Source organism: Chlorobaculum thiosulfatiphilum (assembly GCF_006265165.1).
Taxonomy (GTDB): Bacteria; Bacteroidota; Chlorobiia; order Chlorobiales; family Chlorobiaceae; genus Chlorobaculum; species Chlorobaculum thiosulfatiphilum.
Map to the genome: position 1 here is coordinate 55192 of NZ_VDCH01000006.1, position 20031 is coordinate 75222.

The window sequence follows — 20031 nt, forward strand, 5'->3', positions numbered from 1 at the left end:
TGATCAAGCGGTTTCCGCTTGCAACCCGGGCATATCGTCACAGAATTTTTCCACATTGCAGAGATAACGGGAAAATGCCTCCCGCCTTTTTTCAGTCACCCGGTAATTGCTCAGGGGCTTGCGGCTCTCGAAACTCTTGATACACTCCACATACCCTGCGGCTTCGAGCTTTCTGAGATGAATGCTGAGATTTCCGTCAGTAGCTCTGATACTGTCGCGAATCTCCACGAACGATGCTTCAGTTTCGCTCAACAGGTAAGCCAGCGCCGCAAAACGAATTCGCGCATGAATAACCTTGTCGAGAAGCTGATGATCGTAATCCTTTTTGTTTTTCATCGTTTCCAAAGTCATCCTATCTTTTAAAATTATTACAGCCGACTTCACTTTTCGATGCAAAAATTATATATGACCTATAAAATCTTAAAATATATAAGGTAAAGTACTTTTTTTATCGATAAATACAAAGTATAACGGACAAAATGACGATAAACAACCAACCAGAACGAAAAAAAATACAGCATGACGAGCGACCAAATATGAGGATGCTGACCAGAAAGGAGCTTGGGGAACACCTGGCGGCTCTCGGTGAACCCGCCTACCGCGCAACTCAACTGCACCGTTGGCTATATAGTAACCAGACCCTCGATTTTGAAGAGATGAGCACCTTCGGCAAGCAACTCCGCCAAAAACTCGCCTCGGCATGGAGCATACGTCCGGCTTCGATCGCCAGTTCCGAAAGCGAAGCTCGGGAGGCAGACGCTGCGATTGACATCCAGACAGCAAAATTTCTCATCCGGCTGGAGGACGGCGAGCTGGTCGAAAGCGTTCTGATCCCTTCCGAAGAGCGCATGACCGCCTGCATCTCCTCGCAAGTCGGCTGCCCGCTCCGCTGCGCCTTTTGCGCCACAGGCCAGATGGGTTTCAGAAGAAACCTCGCGACATCGGAAATCACCGATCAAGCCTTCCTGCTCGATGCCGAAGCCCTGAAACGCCACGGACGCGGCCTGAGCAATATCGTCTTCATGGGCATGGGCGAGCCATTGCTGAATCTCGACAATGTATTCGAGTCTATCGGCACACTCACCGAACAGGATTACCGCTTCAGCATCTCCGAAAAAAAAATTACGATCTCGACCGTCGGCCTGCCAGCGGAGATGGAGCGGATCGCCCGGTCGGGCCTCAAAACCAAACTCGCCGTGTCGCTGCACAGCGCCGATCAGAGCGTACGGGAGCGGATGATGCCGGTCGCCCTTGATGTCCCCCTCGACAAGCTTGCCAAAGCAATCAGCATCTGCAATACCATAACCGGCCAACCGGTGACGCTGGTTTACATGCTACTGGAAGGAGTCAATGACTCGCCCGAAGATGCCCGAAAACTGGCTCGTTTCGCGAAGAGCGTGTTGTGCAAAATTAATTTGATTGATTATAATTCTATCGTTACCTTGAAGTTCGAGTCGGGTTGCAGCAGCTCGAAAACCATGTTTATTCAAAGGTTGCTCGATGCTGGATTGCCCGTTACCGTCAGAAAAAGTCAGGGCGCAGCCATCAATGCAGCATGCGGACAACTGGCTACCCGGACTGTACGGAAATAACGGCTTGAAACCGAAGAAATCTTTAACCGGCCCATCTCATGGATCTATCCTCTTTCCTCCCCTTCAGAGACGAAATGGTCAAGGTCTATCACTGCTTGACCAATAATGCGACCCACACCTCCGAAAAACCGGTTTTCAGTGAACTCAAGGTTCGCCGCTACTCCTGCCCGATTGACGATGTTGCCGAATTTATCAACAACAAAATAGAAGGCTGGGTTGGCTGGGGTCTCAAAAACCAGAAAACGGCTGTCGGCGGCATGAAAACCATCCGTGCCGAAGTCTCCTCGTTCGCCCTGCTCGGCATGAAGATCGATGTCACTTTCGGACTGGTTGAAGAAACAGACATAAACGGCCGCAAAATCACCACGGTCAATGGCAAGGCGCACACCAGGATCGACTCTAAAGGCGACCTTGGCGAAAGCCGCAGGATGCTCAGAATGATGCTGGTCGCGCTCGATTTCGAGTTCAGGCCGCAGATCGTGCACGAAGATGAGTACGTTCATCGCTCCATCGATCCGAAAAACTCGAGCGCCGCATTCCAGGAGCTTTTCAATGAATCCACGCTCGAACACCGGCCAAGCTCACCGAAAGCCAAGCCCATCGAGCTGAAAAAACCCGCCAAACAGCAGATAGAGTTCAAGTCATCCAAAAGTAGTGGAGAAACCGTAAAAACCGCAGTTTCATCCCAAGCCATCCCGGTCGTCCAGAATGGCGCACAGTCGTCCGCCCCGGATCAGGATGTCGAAGAGGTGAAGAAACCTGCGAAACCGAAAATTACCGTCATCTCCCTGAAGAAAAATTCATAAAAGGACATCGTTTCATGAGAGTCATCCTGTTGGGCGCGCCGGGCGCCGGCAAAGGAACACAGGCACAATACATTTCAGAAGCTTTCGGCATACCCCAGATATCGACCGGCGACATGCTGCGCGCCGCCGTCAAAGCCGCCACGCCGCTCGGCCTTGCCGCTAAAAAGGTCATGGATGAAGGGGGGCTCGTACCGGACGACATTATCATTAGCCTTGTCAAAGAGCGCCTCGAACAGTCTGATTGCGTTAATGGCTGCCTCTTCGACGGATTCCCTCGCACCCTGGGCCAGGCCGAAGCATTGAGAGCCGAAGGCATCAACATCGACTACATCATCGAAATCGCTGTCCCCGACGAAGAGATCATCAAACGCATGAGCGGACGCCGCGTCCATCTCGCTTCGGGCCGCACCTACCACGTCGTGTTCAACCCGCCCGCCGTGCCAGACACGGACGACGTCACCGGCGAGCTGCTGGTGCAGCGTGACGACGATTGCGAACAGACCGTGCGCAAGCGCCTGAAAGCCTATCACGAACTGACCGAACCGCTCATCGGCTACTACCGGAACCTGTCGATGAACGGCTCGGCTGATGCTCCGAAATACTCAAGTATCACGGGGATCGGCGGAGTCGAACAGATCAAAAAAGAGGTCATCGCCGCCCTCAACAGTTGATGCGGGCGAGCACATAAACGCCGAAAATAACCAGCACACAAAAAAGCCAGCATACATTGCTGGCTTTTTTGAATTATGAGTGATGAATTTTGAATTATGAATTGAAGAAATGCCGCATCGTGATCACGTTGTCATTGCATTGTTTTCACCCTGTTGTCCTTGTTGCCCTTTTCATCCCTAAAGTCCTTACAGCCCTTTTTTTAGCCTTCTGACTGCCGATGCTTGCGATTGTCTATGTAGAGCGAATCTATCGTGACGAGCCGTTTCTTCTGACGGTGCCGGAGGGACTCGAGGCGACAATTCAGCCGGGTTGCCAGGCGCTGCTGAGCCTCGCCCGCCACAAGGCGTCCGCGTACGTCGGCTACGTCTGGTCGCTGGATGCGGCGGGCGACGGCGAGCCTGAAGGCGAAGTGCTCGACCTGCTCAACGGCGGTGTTCCGGTGCTGACGCCGGTATTGCTGAAACTCGCCCTCTGGATTTCGGACTACTACGCCGCCTTGCCCATCGACTGCCTCTCCACCGCCGTTCCGGCTCCGCTCAGAAGCGTCGTCGATGACGTGGTGGAGCTTGCCGGCTTCCAGCTCGAAAGCCCCGAAACGAGAATCAAAAGCACCGGTCTGCGCCGGAGCATTTTGAAGGCGCTGGCGACGGCAAAGCGGCTGACCGTGCGCCAGCTCCGCAAGCGACTGGGGCGCAAGGAGCTTTACAGCGCCATCGCCGAACTTGAACGCGCCGGGCTGGTCACGGTGCGCAAGAGCTTCGTGGAGACGAAGCCTCGCACCGTCACGGCGTGGCGGCTGGCGGCGGCGCTGCCCGAAGAGCCGGAAAACCTTCTCGCCCGCTCGCGCAGAAAACGGGAGGCGTTCGAGCTGCTTTCCTCGCGCCCGGAACAACGATTCCTGGCTGGTGAAGGCGGCATTTCGCGAGCGGTGTTCAACGGCCTCGTCGCGATGGGCCTCGTCGAGAAAACCGAAACCGCCGCGCCCGCCCGCGAAAGTCTGCGCTTCGACGAGCCGCAAAAAAAGATCACCTCGCTCGGCAAGCACCAGCAGATCGCACTCGACGCACTTGGCGAGGCGCTGCGCCAGAAGCGCTTCCAGACCTTTCTGTTGCACGGCGTGACCGGCAGCGGCAAGACGCTGGTCTATATCGAGCTGCTCCGGCGCGTACTCGCCGAGGGCAAGACCGCCATCGTGCTGGTGCCGGAAATCTCCCTCACGCCGCAGACCGCCGCCCGCTTCCGCCACTATTTCGGCGATGACATCCAGATCATGCACAGCGCCATGAGCGACCGTGAGAAGTACGACGCCTGGCAGCGGCTGCGGCAAGGCAAGGCCCGCATCGCCCTCGGCGCTCGCTCGACCATCTTCGCGCCGCTGGAGAATGTCGGGGCGATCATCGTGGACGAGGAGCACGACGCCGCCTACAAGCAGGATCGCACGCCGCGCTACCACGCCCGCGACACGGCGGTGATGCGGGCAAAATTCGAGAACGCCCTCTGTGTGCTCGGCTCGGCCACGCCGTCGTTCGAGTCGTACCGGAACGCGCTCGAGGGCAAGTACGCGCTGCTCGAACTGCCGGAGCGCGTGGACAACGCCCGGATGCCCTCGATCGAGCTGGTCTGGATGCCCGGCAGCCAGCGCGTCACGCCGTCGATCTCCGGCGCGCTCTACGACGCCATCCGCCTCCGGCTCCAACGCAACGAGCAGGTGATCCTGCTGCAAAACCGCCGGGGCTTCGCGGGCAGCATTCTCTGCTTCGACTGCGGCCACTCGCCGCAATGCCGCCACTGCAACATCCCGCTGGTCTATCACGCAAGCGACCAGAGCCTGCGATGCCACTACTGCGGCCACATCGAACCGTTCCGGCAAACGTGCCCGGCCTGCAAATCGGAAAACCTCTTCTACAAAAGCAGCGGCACCGAGCGCATCGAGGAGGAGCTGAACGAGCTCTTCCCCGGCGAGAGGATTCTGCGCATGGACATCGACACCACCTCGACCAAGGACGCCCACGCCTCGATGCTGACCGCCTTCCGCGAAAAGAGCGCCCGCATTCTGCTCGGCACACAAATGGTCGCCAAGGGGCTGGACTTCCCGGAGGTGACGCTCGTCGGTGTGCTGATGGCCGACATCGGCCTGAACCTCCCCGACTTCCGCGCCTCGGAGCGCATCTACTCGCTCCTGATGCAGGTGGCCGGACGGGCGGGACGCTCATCGATGCCCGGCGAGGTGCTGCTTCAGCTCTACAACCGCGACAACGAACTGTTCCAGCACGTCATCCGCGCCGACTATCGCCACTTTTTCGAGGCCGAGATGGCCTCCCGGCGAGAACTCGCCTACCCGCCATTCACCCGCCTCGTCAAGCTCGAGTGCTCCTCGCCCTCGGAGGCGGTGGCGGAAAAAGGGGCGCTGGCGCTGCGAGAGCATCTGCGCCCGCACCTGCCGGAAGCGTTCGGCGCGATCCTCGGCCCGGCCCCGGCAGGCATCAACAGAATAAAGAACCGTTACCGCTACCAGCTCATCCTCAAGCTCACCGGCATCAAGCTCTCCGCCACCCTGCTCCGGCAGGTGCAGTACGACACCCTCAACGCTTTTCGGGGAGAAAATCTCGTCATCACCGTTGACGTCGATCCCCAGCATCTGCTGTAAAGAGGTTTTTTTATCGTAAATTTGATGCGACTGGCGGCTGTCGCAAGCATGGACTACGACCCGCGAATTGCAACATTGAACCATTGTTCCGCAGGCCATGACCGATTTCGAGTGGAAACCCGGCTACCTGAAAACGCACAAGCTCAAGGCATCTGGCGTCATCGCCATCCTTGCGCTCCGGTACCTCTACACCTCGCTCTTCATCTACGGCTTCGTCCATAAAATCATGCGCGACTGGATGTGGAGCGACATACTGACGCAACACTTCAAGAAACGATTGCATGAGCTGCTCGCCACAAACGCCGCGCCCGGCTCCATCGAGGCGACCGTCGCCCTGTGGCAGGCGTCGTATCTGGAGCACTTCGCCCTGCCGCTGGTCGTGCCCATCGCCTGGATCGTCACCATCGGCGAACTCATCATCGGCGTCGCGCTGCTCCTTGGCGTCAGTACGCGCCTCAACGCGGCTTTCGGCCTCTTCATGCTGCTCAACTTCGCGGCTGGCGGTTACTACAACCTGACTATTCCGCCGCTGGTCACGATTTCGATTCTGCTCATCCTGCTGCCGACCGGCCACTGGCTCGGCCTCGACCGCCGTCTCAACAGAAAATATCCGGAGTCACCATGGTTCAAATAAAAGACGCGCCAATACCGCTTCGGGCAAAAAACCGTCGGCGAAAAACCGTGACCACACTTCTGGTGGCGCTGTTTTTCATGGCCTCACAACCGCTTGACGGAAATACGGCAAGCAAAGCTGGCGAAAACACTGCGCTCGACGCAGCCGATCAGGCATTCAAATCACTTCGCTACGAAAAAGCAGACTCACTCTACAATGTGGTGATCCAGGAGGGGAAAGAGTCGTCAGACCTGTACTGGAAGCTCGCCCGCCTGAACATCAGCATCGCCGAAGCGATACCTCCGTCCGAGCGGGAAAAACGGATGCTCTGGTACGCCAAGGCGGTCGAATACGGGCGAAAGGCGGTGCAGCTCGACGAAAACAACGCGAGCGCTCACACCTGGCTTGCCGCAGCGTTGGCCCTGAAGGCCGACAAGATCGGCTCGAAAGAGAAGTTGAACAAAGCTGCCGAGATCAAACGCGAACTCGACAAAGCGCTGGAGCTGAACCCGCACGACGACGTCGCATGGTCGATGCTTGGCTCATACAACTTCGAGGCATCGAAAATCGGATGGTTCAGCCGGTTCATGGGAAGCACCTTTGTCGGGCAAATGCCCAAAGGCAGCCGTGACGAGGCGGAAAAGAATTTCAAGAAGGCGATCAGCCTCAATCCGAGAGTCATCAGGCACTACCACGAACTGGCCCTGCTCTACCTCGAAGAGGACAGAAAACAGGAGGCGCTGAACACCTTGCGAATGGCTGCAACCAAACCGGTACTCATGAAAAGCGATGTGCGACGCCTCAAAAAGATCCGGCAGTTCATCGCCAGACTATCGAAAGAGCTGGAAGAAAAGTGAAGCGGTAAAGAGTTGGCGCTTGTTTTAATTGATCAGTCCGATCGGTCTGATCCGACTGATCTTCAATCTCGCAAAAGCAGCGCCCGCACACCGAGGTGGTAGCTCTCGACGCCGAAGCCGGCGATCACGCCGATGCAGACGGCGGAGAGCACCGAATGGTGGCGGAACTCCTCACGCTTGTGCACGTTGGAGAGGTGCACCTCGACCACCGGCGCCTTGATGGCGCTGATGGCGTCGCGCAGAGCGATCGAGTAGTGCGTGAAAGCGCCCGCGTTGAGCACCACCCCCGCGCAGCCTCCCCGCTCTTCGACCTCGAAGAGCTTTTCTATAAGCGCTCCCTCGTACTCCGACTGAAAAAACTCGAACGTCACCTCCGGAAACGCCCCGGCGATGCCGCGATTGATTTCGTCGAGGGTGAGGCTGCCGTAAACTTCAGGCTCGCGCTTGCCGAGTCGTGAAAGATTCGGCCCGTTCATGACCAGGATGGAGGTCGCGCTCATGGGTGCTCCGGTTTGGCTTAGAGGATATACTGGCTCAAATCCCTGTCGGCAACCACCTTGCCAAGCTTTTCACGCACCTGGTCGGCGTCGATGACCACCCTGTTTCCTGCAATTCTGCCGTCAGTGAGCATCTCCGGAACGCCGAACATCAGCTCTTCGAGCAGGTTGGTCAGAATCGTGTGCAGCCGCCGCGCGCCGATATTCTCGACGGTCTCGTTCACCTTTGCCGCCGTCCGGGCGATTTCGCGGATCGATTCATCGGTGAATTCGAGGTCGATCTGTTCGGTCCGGAGCATGGCGCGGTACTGCTTGATGAGCGCGTTGCGCGGCTGGGTGAGGATCAGGTAGAAATCCTCCTCGGTGAGGCTTTTCAGCTCGACCCGGATGGGGAAACGCCCCTGGAGTTCCGGAATGAGGTCGGAGGGACGGGCCACGTGGAACGCGCCGGAGGCGATGAAAAGCACGTGGTCGGTCTTGACGACGCCGTACTTGGTCGAAACCGCCGAGCCTTCGACGATGGGCAACAGGTCGCGCTGCACCCCTTCGCGGCTGACGTCCGGCCCCTTGCCGCCAGCGCCGGTGGTGGGCGCGGCGATCTTGTCGATCTCGTCGATGAAGACGATGCCCGACTCCTCGACCTTGCGGAGCGCCTCCTTGACGACGGCGTCCATGTCGATGAGCTTCTGCACCTCCTCCTGTTCGAGCAGCTTGCGGGCTTCGGCGATGGTCAGGCGGCGCTTTTTCTTCTTTTTCGGCATCCCGCTCATCAAGTCCTGCATAATGCCGCCGATCTCCTCCATCTGCCCGAGCGGGCCGAAAATCTGCATCATGCCGCCCGGCCCGTCGCCGCTGATTTCGAGTTCGATCTGGCGATCCTCCATCCTGCCGGCACGCAGCCGTTCGAGCATTTTCTGGCGGCTTTTGCGGTTGACTTCACGTTCGAGATTCTTCTCCTCGATGAGTTCCTCTTCACCCGAAACGACGAGCGCCTCCTCCTCTTCGCTGGCATGATCCAGCTCCTCGACGCCGCTGACGGGAGGCAGCAAGATGTCAAGCAGACGCTCCTCGACGAGCAGCGCCGCCTTTTCGCGAACCTCCTCCGATTTTTCGCTCCGCACCATCGCCACCGACTGCTCGACCAGGTCGCGGATCATCGACTCGACGTCGCGCCCCACGTAGCCGACCTCGGTGAACTTCGAGGCTTCGACCTTCACGAATGGCGCGCGGGCCAGCTTTGCCAGCCGCCGGGCGATCTCGGTCTTGCCGACGCCGGTCGGGCCGATCATAATGATGTTGTTCGGCATGATCTCGTCGCGCAGCTCCTCGCTCACGTTCTGGCGGCGAAGCCGGTTGCGCAGGGCGATGGCCACCGATTTCTTGGCATCTTTCTGGCCGATGATGTATTTGTCGAGCTGCTCGACGATCTGCGTCGGCGTGAGCTGCTCCTTGTCGATGAGTTTCACCGGAGAAGCCTGGGGTTCATCCGGCTGGGTCATATCCTGAATATCGTTGTTCATTGGTTTCGTTCGGGGGTTTCATAAAGGTGAACCCGAAGCACGGGGTCACAGGGTTTCGATGACAATGTGGTCGTTGGTGTAAATGCAAATTTCAGAGGCGGTTTGCAGGCTTTCGCGAACGATCTGTTCGGCGGAGAGCGAGGTGTGCTTCATGAGCGCCCGCGCTGCGGCCAAGGCGTACATGCTGCCGCTGCCGATAGCCACAATGCCGTCCTCCGGCTCGATGACGTCGCCCGTGCCGGAGATGATGAGCGCCTTGTCCTGGCTGACGACGGCCAGCATCGCTTCGAGACGGCGAAGGTATTTGTCGGTGCGCCAATCCTTTGCGAGTTCGACGGCGGCGCGTTCGAGCTTGCCGCTGTAGGCTTCGAGCTTCGCCTCGAACCGGTCGAGCAGAGTGAGCGCGTCGGCGGTGGCTCCGGCGAAACCGGTGATGAACTTGCCTTGATAGAGGCGGCGAATTTTGCGGGTGGAGTGCTTCATGACGGTGGCGCCGAGTGTCATCTGGCCGTCGCTGCCAAGCGCGGCTTTGCCATCTTTGATGATGCCGATGACCGTAGTCGATCGTATCTGCGGTTTTTCGTAGCCCATGGAATCGTAATCGAAATAATGATTAACCTATTTTTTTCCTTAATCTTGCAACTGGAATTTGCATTTGTTCACGGTATTTTGCAACCGTGCGCCGGGCGATTTTCACCCTTTTTTCGCCAAGCAGTTCCCCGAGGCGTTCGTCGCTGAGCGGCTCGGCAGAGTTCTCCGCTTCGATCAGCTCGCGAAGCTGCTGCTTGATAATCCTCGACGAGGTCTCTTCACCCTCGCCGGTCGATAACGCGCCGCTGAAAAAGTACTTCAGCTCGAACACACCAAAGCGGGTCTGCACGTATTTTCCGTTCACCGCGCGGCTGATGGTCGAAATATCGTAGCCGCTCTCTTCGGCGATCGTCTTCATCACGAGCGGCTGGAGGTAGCGCGGGCCGTCAATGAAAAACCTCGCCTGCGCCACCAGCAGCGCCTCCATCACCTTCAGCAGCGTCTGGCGGCGGATTTGCAGCGCGGCGGCGAACTCGCCTGCCCGCTGGAGCTTCTGGCGCATGAACTGCCGATCCTCCTTTGGCACCTTCCGCTTCGAGAGCACCTCGCGGTACTCGTCAGAGACTCTCACCGACAGGCTGCCCCGGTCGTTCAGGGAAGCGAAGAGCGCGCCGTTTTCGTAGGTGACGATGAAATCGGGCGAAATATAGTGCCCCCCTTCATCGAAAAACACGCCACACGGATGCGGATCGAGCGACGTAATCACGCCAATAGCCGCTTCGAGCTGGCGCTTCTCCAGGTTCAGCTTTTTCAGCAACCGGTCGAAGCGCTTGTTCATGAAGTCGTCGAACGCTTCCTGGAGGATCGTCCGCGCCACCGACACCGCATCGGCGTCGTGCTCGCGCTCATAGACCGAAAGCTCGACCAGAAGCCGCTGCCGAAGATCGGCGACCGCCACGCCGGGCGGATCGAGGTACCAGATTTTTTGCTGAATCTCGCGAACCTCCGCCAGTCTGGCCTCGATGCCAGACTGGCGCAAGCCGTCGATGATCACCTCCAGCTCCTCGGTCAGGTAGCCGTCGCTGTCGAGATTACCGAGAATTTCGGCGGCGATGAGAACCTCGCGCTCTTCGACGCCCTCCTGAAGCGAGAGGTCGCGCAGCAGTTGCTCGTGAAAGGTGTCGTGCTGCACCGCCTGGAAAAAGCGCTCCTCGCCGCCACTCGAAGCCCCGCCGCCGCCCGTTCTGCCGACGGAAACGGTCTCGCGATTCCCGCCGTCAGCCCGCACCTTCATCGACGAGCGCTCGAAACGGGCCACCGAATCGAACAGCTCCGCCGAATCGCCGGAAGCCGTCTGCGCCGCGCCAGCCGTTCCATCATCCTGACGCCGCTCCTCGACCAGTTCGAGCATGGGGTTATCCTGAACCTCGTCATAAATCCGCTGCTCGAGCCGGGTCAAAGGCAGTTGCAGTAACTGGCTGGTCATCACCTGCTGCGCCGACAACTGTGCCGTCTGGCGCTGCTGTAGTCTCATCTCCGCCATGATACTTCAAATAGATGCGGCAAATTCCTTCAGGCTCATGTACCAATCCTCTCCATACTTTTCCACAAGGGGCGCTTTGACGTAATCGATCAGCATGACATTCTGTTCGACCCCCTGCCGCCGAGCATCACGGCACATGGCGTGTTGCTCGTAAACAAGATAGTCCAATCCGAACTTTTTTCGCACCCGGATCGGGAAAAGCCGACACGACAAGGGTTTGGTCGCCCCAAGCAAGCCTTGCTTGTACGCCGTCTCGACCGCGCAAAGCGCCTTGCCGTTTTCGTGATAGACGAACACGCACTCTTGCCCGTCGATGGTTTTGGTATAGAGATTTCCCTGATAGACCTCCGTGCAGCCGTGCCGCCGGATGTAGCGGAGATTGCGCTCCGGCAGCAGCGGACGGAGTGGCTCGACGGTCGATTCGAGGTATTTCGCCTCCGCCGCGTCGATTGGCGCGCCAAGCTCGCCTTCGACGCAACAGGCCCCGTGGCACAGCTCGAGATTGCAACAGAACCGCGCTTTGAGAACAGCGCGGTCAACGAGAACTTCACCGATGGAGAGAACTGACATGCTCAGGATTGAATGAAGAAGAGAGAAGTGGACGTTCCGGTTTGGGCGGAAAAATCAGAGGGGAAATTATGAGTGCTCATTGAACGGCTCTTCACTATCTTTTTACCTTGAATGTTCATCGTGACCATACCCCGTCCCGAAAACCGAAACGGATGAACCGGAACCATCATCGTATATTCAACAGATCGCTTACCGCAGAAATCGCGCCACGACGAGCGCCCTTCTGCGTCACTGCACACTATGTAAACAATAAAGCCGAAAGTTGCAAAGCGATGCCACTGGCTTGAGCTTATCCGAATAACACACCGCTTCATGGCAAAAAACACTGTTCGCTATGTCTGCTCTGCTTGCGGGGCCGTTTCACTGAAATACCAGGGGCGCTGCTTCGAGTGCCAGAGCTGGGGTACGCTGGTTGAAACGCATGATGAGCAGCCCGACAGCAAAATCCGCAAGAAAACCCCGGCAGGTTCACTCCCCAAAGTGCAAAATCTCGACGACGACTTCCCGTCCGGCTTCCACCGCACGCTGACCGGCATCGGCGAACTCGACCGCGTGCTCGGCGGCGGGCTGATGGAGGCCTCGGCGATTCTGGTGGGCGGCGAGCCGGGCATCGGCAAATCGACGCTGATGATCCAGCTCGTGCCTCGCCTCGCCGGCAAAAAGGTGCTCTACGTTGCGGGCGAGGAGTCGCCGAACCAGATTCGCGAACGCGCCCGGCGGCTCTCGATCAAGGCCCCGAACCTGCGCCTCGTCTCCGAGGTGGCGCTCGAACGCATCCTCGACGCCATCGCAAGCGAGCAGCCGGAGCTGGTGATCGTCGATTCGATCCAGACGGTTTACTCGACCGATTACCAGAGTTCGGCGGGCACGATCACGCAGATTCGCGAGTGCGCCGCCTCGCTCATCCGCGCGGCCAAGGAGCAGAACTTCATTCTGCTCATCATCGGCCACATCACCAAGGAGGGGTCGCTGGCCGGGCCGAAGGCGCTGGAGCACATGGTCGATACGGTGTTGCAGTTCGAGGGCGAAAACTACCAGCGCTACCGCATCATCCGCTCGGTCAAGAACCGCTTCGGCCCGACCAACGAAATCGGCGTCTTCAAGATGGAGGAGGACGGCCTGACGGAGGTCTCCAACCCGTCGGAGTTCTTCATCTCCGACCGCCGGACGGACGTGCCGGGCACGGCGGTGCTGGCCGGAATCGAGGGATCGCGGGCGCTGATGGTGGAGGTGCAGGCGCTGGTGTCGCGCACCGGCTACTCGATGCCGCAGCGCATCAGCACGGGCTTCGATCCCAAGCGCATCGCCATCATTCTCGCCGTGCTCGAAAAACGCTTGCAGTTCCAGACCGCCGGGCAGGATGTGTTCGTGAAAATCGCGGGCGGCCTGAAGCTTGTCGAACCGGCGGCGGACCTCGCCATCGCCGCCGCCATCGCATCGGGCTTGCAGGACAAGCCGTGCAGCCCGACGGCCTGCTGCTGCGGCGAGATCGGCCTGTCGGGCGAGCTGCGGGCGATCAGCGACGGCGAGCGCCGCATCCGCGAGGCGGTGCACCTCGGCTTCAAGTCGATCGTGCTGCCCGAGTCGAACACGCGCGAGCTGAAGCCGTCGATCAAAAAGCTGCCGATCCAGATTCACGGCTGCCGCACCCTGCACGAAGCGCTCGAAGCGATGGGGGTGTAAAAACGGAAAGCCCGCTTCCATTGCCCGGATAAAAACAGGCTGGCATTCAGCCGGTCATGTCGCTTTGTTTTGCAAAGTCGCGGCAATCGTTATCAACCAGGTCTGATTGCCCTGGCTGATAACGAGATTCAGCGCCTGGATTTCGGCAGCAACATCGGATGCCGTGAAATTTTGCGCGACGGGATCGTAAGAGAGCCACTCCGGAAGAGTCGAGCCATCTTCACTGGTGATCGTAACCAGCTTGTCCGGATCGACAACTCCCGGCGGCAACGACAGCGTGAACCCGTCTCTCAACGCAAATCCGTTCCTGTCACGCTGCCCGCCGCGCCGAGTCTGGTGATGACGTAGTAATTCTTGACCGTCCCGTCACTGCCGAGTTTTGTGCTGAAGTTATTGCCTTCGGGAAGGTTGACGGGGGCGTTGATGCTGACGACGGCGGTGTTGCCAGCCGTTCATCTCACGGTTGACCATGATGTTACGATACGCATCGAGTGTCAGCGTGTTGGCGCTCCAGCTCACGGTGTCGTTGACGAAAATGTCGCCGTTGCCCGCTATCGCGCCGCTGCTGCTCTGGATCGTCACGTTCGTTGCGCTGAGGTTGCTGCCAAGCATCGCGCCCGAAATATCGCCGCCCGATGCCGCCACGGTGAAATCGGTCGGATCGATCAGCCACGTTCCCGTGCTGCCGTACGCGGCACGATGAGCGCCACCACGCCACCCGGCATGGCATGGATCACGCCCTCGCTGATGACCGCTCCGGCCTCCGCCCGGATTGGCAAAACGGTAACGGCCCGCCAGAAAATCGCTGTCGGCCATATCGAGACTCGTCGCGACGATGCCGCCAACATTGGCCTGCGCCGTCTTGCCGGCAAAAGGATTCCGCCGTTTTGAGAGTTACCGGAACCTGATTCTGTTTTACTGCGGAAAACTGAACACGGCTCTCGGATCATGACGTAACGGCTCTCGACCTTACCCACGATATTCTGCGAAGAGCCAAAAAAAGCAGGTTTCTGAAATAAGAGCGCTTGACGATAAGCTTTCATTGAAGCAGATTTCAAATGAACAGTATGTCAAAATGAAGCATGATGTTGAAGCTAGGTATTCTGGATCCAACTGATCTGTAACTGATGATAATACAATGAATAAAGAAGGGGGTAACAGCAGGCCCCCTTCTTTATTCTGTATGGATGATCGGATTGTAGCATCCCACACGGCAACCCTTGCTCGTGCTCCTCAGCGGTAGTTGGCTTTTTTGTACTCTTCGCGCATGTCCTTGATGCCGGTGGTGCGGTCGTTGCCGTCGCTGATGATGCCGAAGTATTCGAGGATGATTCTGAAGACGAGCCAGAGTCCGGCGAAAAGGAGTCGGATGCTTTCGGTGATGGAGGTGAAAAATTTCATGGACAGCGGTGTTGAGTGGGCGGCGAGTCCCGGTACGGAAAAACTGAATATAAAAAAGCCATTCATTGAATGGCTTTTTTTAATGTACAGAGACAAGAACCGGTTTACGTCCTCATCCGTTTCTCGGCTTCGATCCAATCCTCCTCGTCGCAGCCATCGCACATGCCGCGCTCGACCCAGCGGTAGTAAGCGGCGACGCGAATTTCCTCTTCTATCATCTCGGAGCTTGCGGCTGGGGCTTCGGTCGCGGCGGGTTCAGCGCTTGCTTTTTTGCGCGGCTTGGCGGTTTTTGCAGGCCTGGTCTCTTCGGATGCCGCTTTTTTCGCAGTTTTGGGTTTCTCGGTTTTCGGCTTGGCTTCCGCGCTCGCGGCAGCTTTTTTGGCCGTCTTCTTTTCGGGCGTTACTTCCAGAGTCTCTTTGTCGGTAGATTTTTTAGCCATGGGATTTTCAGGTCTTCTTCAATGAATTGCTTCGGTCAGTACAGGGCATTTCGAGAACGAAGAACGCCCGTTGCAGGTGGAAGATAAACAATTCATCATCTCGGAGAAAAGTGGATTCGCCATTATTTCACCACTTTGTAACGGAACGAGAGTCTGTCGAAAGCGGAGATGCGGGGGCGGACTTGGCTGTCCGCGCCGTCCTTTTTCTGAAAATCAATCCTCTTTTAACCAGCTTTTAAAAAGAGCGGGGAAGCTGATGATGGAGAGAATCGTGATGGCCTGCACCATCATGAAGATGTCTTTGGGGACGAGGGTGTTGACCGCGAGGCCGCCGTAGTCGAGCCAGGCGAAGAGCAGGGCGGCGACGATGATTCCGGCGGGGTTCGCTCCGGCCAGCAGGGCGACGGCGATGCCCATGAATCCGGCTCCGGTCGAGAGACCCGCCTCGAACCAGTGCTTGTAGCCGAGCACGAGGTTCGAGGCGGCCAGACCCGCCATCGCGCCGCCCATCGCCATTGCGCCGAGGCTGTGTCGATCAGTCGCGATTCCGGCGTGGCGGGCGGCCTCCGGGTTCAGCCCGGAGGCGATCATGCCGTAGCCGTAGCGCGAGCGGAAGAGCAGCACGGCGGCTCCGGCGGTGACGGCCAAGGCGACAAAAAGCGAGAGGTTGGCCGGGGAGTGCCAGCCGAGCCGGAAAAGCGTGTCGAAATCGGGCAGCCAGCCGCCGAGAGTGATCGCCGGAGTGTGGACGGTCGAGGGCACGGCGAAATGGTTGGTGAGCAGGTAGCCGGTGAGGGCGAGGGCGATGAAGTTGAGCATGATGGTCGAGATCACCTCGTTGACGCCGCGCCGCACCTTCAGCCACCCGGCGACGAGCGCCCAGCCTGCGCCGGCGGCGGCGGCCGCGAGCATCAGCGCGGGCGCAGCGACGAGCGCCGGAGTGCCCACCGGAAGCGCGATGCCGCAGAGCGCGGCGGCGAACGCGCCCATGAGAAGCTGCCCCTCACCGCCGATGTTGAAGAGCCGCACCCGGAACGGCAGCGCGACGGCGAGGCCCGTGAAGATCAGGGTCGTCGCCCGAAACAGCACCTGCCCAATGCCGTAACCGGAGGCGAAGGTCGAGCGGAGCATCTTTTGCCAGACCTCCAGCGGGTCGCTGCCGGTGGCCGCAATGATGAGGCTTCCCGCCGCGAGAGCGAACAAAAGCGAAAGAGCCGGGATGAAGGGTTTGACGCTGCGTTTCGACATCGAAAAAATTAGGGTTTCAGGTGATGTGCATGCCGATCTCTTGCTCGAAGCCCAACTCTGCCTCGCGCCCCCGTCGCACCTCCTCTTCGCTGAATTCGTGGCGTATCGCTCCTTTGTAGAGGCAGCCGATGCGCGTCGAAAGAGCGACGACCTCTTCGAGTTCCGACGAGATGAGCAGAATGGCCAGGCCGCGTTTGCGGGCGTCAATGATGCGCCGGTGAATCTGCTCGATGGCGCCAATATCGACGCCGCGTGTAGGCTGGGCGAGCACGAGGAGCTTCAGCAGGGGCCGCTCCATCTCCCGCGCCACCACGATCTTCTGCTGGTTGCCGCCGGAGAGCGAGGCGATTGGCGGATTGCTCTCCGCCGCGCACCGGACGTCGTAGCGCCCGATCATCGTCGCGGCGTTTTTGCGGAGCGCGTCACGATTGAAATCGATGCCTCGATGAAACGCTTTTTCGCGGTGTCTGCCGAGGATCAGGTTCTGTTCGATGCCGTATTCGGCAATCACCGCCGATTTGTGGCGATCTTCGGGAATCATCGAAACACCAAGCGCGGCGACCTCCGCCGGACTCATGCCGAGCGTCTGCCGCCCGTCGATGGCGATGGAGCCGCCGGTTTTGCCATCGCGGTCGAACGTCCCCCACAAAAGCGAGAGCAGCTCGCTCTGGCCGTTCCCCTCGACTCCGGCGATGCCGTAGATTTCGCCCGCCCGCACTTGCAGCGTCAGCTCACGGAGCTTTTCGATGCCATCGGGCGTCCGATAAACGAGCTTGTCAATCGAGAGCACCGACTTGCCCGATGCCTGCGGCGGGTTGGCGGTTCTGATCAGCACGTCGCGCCCGACCATCATCCGCGCCAGCTCATCCTTGCCGGTCGAGGCGGTCGGCAAGGTGCCGGCGAGCGCGCCTTTGCGCATGACGCTCACCGTGTCCGAAACGGCGAGCACCTCGTCGAGCTTGTGGGTGATGAGCAAAATGGTGTGTCCCTCGGCGGCGAGCGAGCGGAGCGTCACGAAGAGTCGCGCGGTTTCGGGCGGCGAGAGCACGGCGGTCGGCTCGTCGAGAATCAGAATCCGGGCGCGGCGGTAGAGCAGCTTGAGAATCTCGACACGCTGCTGCTCGCCGACCGAGAGCGTCGAGACGAGGGCGTCGGGATCGACTTCGAGGCCGTGATGCTGGGCGAGCTGTGCGATCTCCCTGCCGATGCGCCGCGCAGGTAGCGCGAAGCGGCTCTGCTCTTTGCCGAGGATGATGTTCTCCGTCACCGACAGCGTCGGCGCCAGCTTGAAGTGCTGATGCACCATACCGATTCCGGCTTCGATGGCCTGCCGCGCGGAGCTGAATTTCACCGCTTTGCCGTCGATCTCCATCACGCCGGAGTCAGGGTGCAACAGGCCGTAGATGATGTTCGACAGGGTGCTTTTGCCCGCGCCGTTTTCGCCGACGAGCGCGTGGATCGAACCCGCTTCGATCGACAGCGAGACGTTGTCGTTGGCCTTGAGGTTGCCGAAGGTTTTGGTGATTCCGGAGAGCTTTACTGCCGTCGCCATGAAGATACTCCGCGCCTAAATCCAGCTTATGACAGTCTTTATCGCCTCCTTGCTGTCCAGCGCGATGCGGTAGGCCAGTTCGTACTGGCTGACCGGGAAGACGTTGGTGAAGAACTTTTCGGTTTCGAGCACCTCGCGTTCGAGCAGCTCTTTGGCCTCGACAAGATGCCGCCGGTCGGTGACGCTCGAACAGACGATGACCGGCTCCTTGTGCTGGATCAAGCGGTAGTCGTAGCCGAGCACTTCGTAGCTGGCCATGAGCAGCACCTTGCCTTTCGGCTTCAAAAGGCGCATCACCTTTTCGACCATCAGGATGCGGCCCGTCGTCTCGATAACCAGATCGTAGCGGTCGTTGAAGTCGCCGGTGAAATCGACGATGTCGATGCCGATGTTTTCGGCGTGCGAGAGCTGGCCGCGAAGCGGGAAGACTTCCAGCGCATCGACGTGGCGGATGCCCCGGTAGTGCAGATATTCCGACACCATCAGCCCAACCGAGCCGAGACCGAGCAGCAGTACGCGCATGGAGGGATCGAGCGCGACCTTTTCCATGGCGCTGAGCACGTAGCCAACCAGGCCGGTCAACAAGTCGCGATGGATCGGTTCGCGGCCAAGCGCCAGCACGTTCTCTTCGGAGGTGGGCACCACCTCGGCGTGGCAGCCGTAGTAGGGGTCGATGCCGACCCAGCGGTCGCCCTTGAACGCATAGACGAAATCGCCCTTTTTGACGCTGGTGACTGCCGGGCCGGTGTGCATCACCTGGCCGATGGTTTCGCTGCCCGGCATCACCGGATAGACGAGCACCTTGTTCGACACCGGCTTGTTAGTCAGGAGCAGCCGGTCGAGGCCAGGCGTGATGGTGCTCGCGATGGTTCTGACGAGAATGTCTCGCGGCCCGTCAGCCGCATACTTCACGGTCTGAAGCTTGAGCTTGTTGGCTTTGAGGAGGACGAGGGCCTGTGCTTCTCCCTGCATGGTCAGTTGGTTGTCGATTGTCGTGAGTTTCAGATGTTCAGTACGGCGCTCATGAGCCAGGCGACCACGCTGATGCAGAGCGAGCCGAGCATGGCCCACCAGAAACTCTGCACGGCGAAGCCATCGACCAGCAACGAGGCGAGTTGCAGCATCAGGGCGTTGATGACCAGCATGAAGAGGCCGAGCGTGACGATAAGAAACGGAATCGAGAAGAACACCAGCACCGGCTTGATCAGGACATTGACGAGCCCGAGCACCAGCGCCACGATGAGCGCCGCGCCGAAGCTCCTGATGGCGATTCCCGGAAGCAAGTTGGCTGTCACATAAACCGCCGTGGCGCTGATGAGCCAGTGTATCAATAGCCTGAACATGGTGATCTCCGTTTTTGACATACCGTTCGTTCGGTGCTCTCCAAAGCTTTAATGTAAGACATTTCGCTAAAAGGGCGAAGGGGCGGGCTGTTCCGTCCCCGGAACTTGTCCACTCCGTCCACCCGCCTCCCTCTTGCACCCCCATCGCCTCGAACGCTTCGTGCAGTGTGCGGCAGCCGTCGCTCCCGGAAGATTCTTTTCGCTGCGGGTTCCCAGGGGGAGGGCAGGAGAAAAGACTCTTCGCAGAGTATAGTGGGTGGCATTAGGGATGCTTACAAGACCATTCCTGATGAACAGGTTTAACAGTCCAGCCAAAGAGATTTATAACTTACAATCAAATAAAGAGTTAAGGTGATTCAGTCTTTTACCGGACAGTCTTTTGCAGAGAGGAAAATGTGGATGATGCCCGGCATGGTCAAGTCCGATAAAAGAATATACTTTTCAGATTTTCAGACTTACCTATGCACAATTCAGCAAAACAATACGCTTATTTTACATAATCCTACCAAATACCAA

22 protein-coding genes are annotated in these 20031 nt (G+C 58.7%); 8 read left to right on the forward strand and 14 right to left on the reverse strand.

Annotated elements, in window-relative coordinates; translation table 11 throughout:
* Positions 1 to 3: 3 nt before the first annotated feature.
* Positions 4 to 351: a winged helix-turn-helix domain-containing protein gene (locus FGF66_RS04550; protein ID WP_139456510.1), complete on the reverse strand. Its 348-nt coding sequence runs from the start codon at positions 349 to 351 to the stop codon at positions 4 to 6.
* 128 nt (positions 352 to 479) lie between these two features.
* Here FGF66_RS04550 and rlmN point away from each other — a divergent pair, with 128 nt between their 5' ends.
* The 6 genes from rlmN to FGF66_RS04580 all read left to right on the forward strand — a co-directional run bounded on the left by rlmN (position 480) and on the right by FGF66_RS04580 (position 7187).
* A complete protein-coding gene (rlmN, locus tag FGF66_RS04555; protein ID WP_139456511.1) occupies positions 480 to 1592 on the forward strand; it encodes a 23S rRNA (adenine(2503)-C(2))-methyltransferase RlmN in 1113 nt (370 codons plus the stop codon).
* A gap of 38 nt (positions 1593 to 1630) precedes the next feature.
* Positions 1631 to 2398: a hypothetical protein gene (locus tag FGF66_RS04560; RefSeq protein WP_139456512.1), complete on the forward strand. Its 768-nt coding sequence runs from the start codon at positions 1631 to 1633 to the stop codon at positions 2396 to 2398.
* Positions 2399 to 2412: 14 nt separating this feature from the next.
* Positions 2413 to 3069 (forward strand): adenylate kinase, encoded by a 657-nt coding sequence (gene adk / locus FGF66_RS04565; protein ID WP_139456513.1) that lies wholly within the window; start codon positions 2413 to 2415, stop codon positions 3067 to 3069.
* A gap of 218 nt (positions 3070 to 3287) precedes the next feature.
* Positions 3288 to 5717, forward strand: coding sequence for a replication restart helicase PriA (priA, locus tag FGF66_RS04570; protein WP_170181211.1), 2430 nt, complete (start codon positions 3288 to 3290; stop codon positions 5715 to 5717).
* Between the two features lie 97 nt (positions 5718 to 5814).
* Positions 5815 to 6351 (forward strand): DoxX family protein, encoded by a 537-nt coding sequence (locus FGF66_RS04575; RefSeq protein WP_139456515.1) that lies wholly within the window; start codon positions 5815 to 5817, stop codon positions 6349 to 6351.
* A 47-nt stretch (positions 6352 to 6398) separates the two neighbouring features.
* A complete protein-coding gene (locus tag FGF66_RS04580) occupies positions 6399 to 7187 on the forward strand; it encodes a tetratricopeptide repeat protein (protein WP_246046577.1) in 789 nt (262 codons plus the stop codon).
* A gap of 62 nt (positions 7188 to 7249) precedes the next feature.
* Here the strand turns inward: FGF66_RS04580 and aroQ are convergent, their stop codons facing one another.
* From aroQ to FGF66_RS04605, 5 genes are all read right to left on the reverse strand, one after another.
* Positions 7250 to 7687, reverse strand: coding sequence for a type II 3-dehydroquinate dehydratase (gene aroQ / locus FGF66_RS04585; RefSeq protein ID WP_139456517.1), 438 nt, complete (start codon positions 7685 to 7687; stop codon positions 7250 to 7252).
* A 17-nt stretch (positions 7688 to 7704) separates the two neighbouring features.
* A complete protein-coding gene (hslU, locus tag FGF66_RS04590; RefSeq protein ID WP_139456565.1) occupies positions 7705 to 9183 on the reverse strand; it encodes an ATP-dependent protease ATPase subunit HslU in 1479 nt (492 codons plus the stop codon).
* A gap of 66 nt (positions 9184 to 9249) precedes the next feature.
* Positions 9250 to 9795, reverse strand: coding sequence for an ATP-dependent protease subunit HslV (gene hslV / locus FGF66_RS04595; protein ID WP_139456518.1), 546 nt, complete (start codon positions 9793 to 9795; stop codon positions 9250 to 9252).
* A gap of 22 nt (positions 9796 to 9817) precedes the next feature.
* Positions 9818 to 11278 (reverse strand): RNA polymerase factor sigma-54, encoded by a 1461-nt coding sequence (gene rpoN / locus FGF66_RS04600; RefSeq protein ID WP_139456519.1) that lies wholly within the window; start codon positions 11276 to 11278, stop codon positions 9818 to 9820.
* A gap of 6 nt (positions 11279 to 11284) precedes the next feature.
* Positions 11285 to 11848 (reverse strand): DUF3109 family protein, encoded by a 564-nt coding sequence (locus FGF66_RS04605; RefSeq protein WP_170181212.1) that lies wholly within the window; start codon positions 11846 to 11848, stop codon positions 11285 to 11287.
* A 312-nt stretch (positions 11849 to 12160) separates the two neighbouring features.
* Here FGF66_RS04605 and radA point away from each other — a divergent pair, with 312 nt between their 5' ends.
* On the forward strand, positions 12161 to 13531 hold the full coding sequence (gene radA, locus FGF66_RS04610; RefSeq protein WP_139456521.1) for a DNA repair protein RadA: 1371 nt from the start codon (positions 12161 to 12163) through the stop codon (positions 13529 to 13531).
* Positions 13532 to 13585: 54 nt separating this feature from the next.
* On the opposite strand, the gene FGF66_RS04615 is transcribed toward radA, so the two are convergent.
* Both FGF66_RS04615 and FGF66_RS12605 read right to left on the reverse strand, forming a co-directional pair.
* Complete coding sequence (locus tag FGF66_RS04615; RefSeq protein ID WP_139456522.1) at positions 13586 to 13825, reverse strand: hypothetical protein; 240 nt, start codon at positions 13823 to 13825, stop codon at positions 13586 to 13588.
* Positions 13826 to 13921: 96 nt separating this feature from the next.
* Positions 13922 to 14176, reverse strand: a complete 255-nt coding sequence (locus tag FGF66_RS12605; RefSeq protein WP_170181213.1) for a hypothetical protein — start codon at positions 14174 to 14176, stop codon at positions 13922 to 13924.
* A gap of 54 nt (positions 14177 to 14230) precedes the next feature.
* Between FGF66_RS12605 and FGF66_RS12610 the strand changes: the two genes are divergently transcribed.
* Positions 14231 to 14422 (forward strand): hypothetical protein, encoded by a 192-nt coding sequence (locus tag FGF66_RS12610; RefSeq protein ID WP_170181214.1) that lies wholly within the window; start codon positions 14231 to 14233, stop codon positions 14420 to 14422.
* Between the two features lie 342 nt (positions 14423 to 14764).
* On the opposite strand, the gene FGF66_RS04625 is transcribed toward FGF66_RS12610, so the two are convergent.
* From FGF66_RS04625 to FGF66_RS04650, 6 genes are all read right to left on the reverse strand, one after another.
* Complete coding sequence (locus tag FGF66_RS04625) at positions 14765 to 14932, reverse strand: hypothetical protein (protein ID WP_139456524.1); 168 nt, start codon at positions 14930 to 14932, stop codon at positions 14765 to 14767.
* Positions 14933 to 15036: 104 nt separating this feature from the next.
* Positions 15037 to 15372 carry a DUF2934 domain-containing protein gene (locus FGF66_RS04630; RefSeq protein ID WP_139456525.1) on the reverse strand — a complete coding sequence of 112 codons (336 nt, stop codon included), beginning with the start codon at positions 15370 to 15372 and terminating at the stop codon, positions 15037 to 15039.
* Positions 15373 to 15585: 213 nt separating this feature from the next.
* Entirely contained in the window at positions 15586 to 16620 is a 1035-nt protein-coding gene (locus tag FGF66_RS04635; protein ID WP_139456526.1) for an ABC transporter permease, read from the reverse strand.
* Between the two features lie 16 nt (positions 16621 to 16636).
* Positions 16637 to 18172 carry an ABC transporter ATP-binding protein gene (locus FGF66_RS04640; RefSeq protein ID WP_139456527.1) on the reverse strand — a complete coding sequence of 512 codons (1536 nt, stop codon included), beginning with the start codon at positions 18170 to 18172 and terminating at the stop codon, positions 16637 to 16639.
* 15 nt (positions 18173 to 18187) lie between these two features.
* Positions 18188 to 19144, reverse strand: coding sequence for an alcohol dehydrogenase catalytic domain-containing protein (locus tag FGF66_RS04645; RefSeq protein WP_139456528.1), 957 nt, complete (start codon positions 19142 to 19144; stop codon positions 18188 to 18190).
* Between the two features lie 29 nt (positions 19145 to 19173).
* Positions 19174 to 19515 carry a phage holin family protein gene (locus tag FGF66_RS04650; protein ID WP_139456566.1) on the reverse strand — a complete coding sequence of 114 codons (342 nt, stop codon included), beginning with the start codon at positions 19513 to 19515 and terminating at the stop codon, positions 19174 to 19176.
* Positions 19516 to 20031 lie beyond the last annotated feature (516 nt).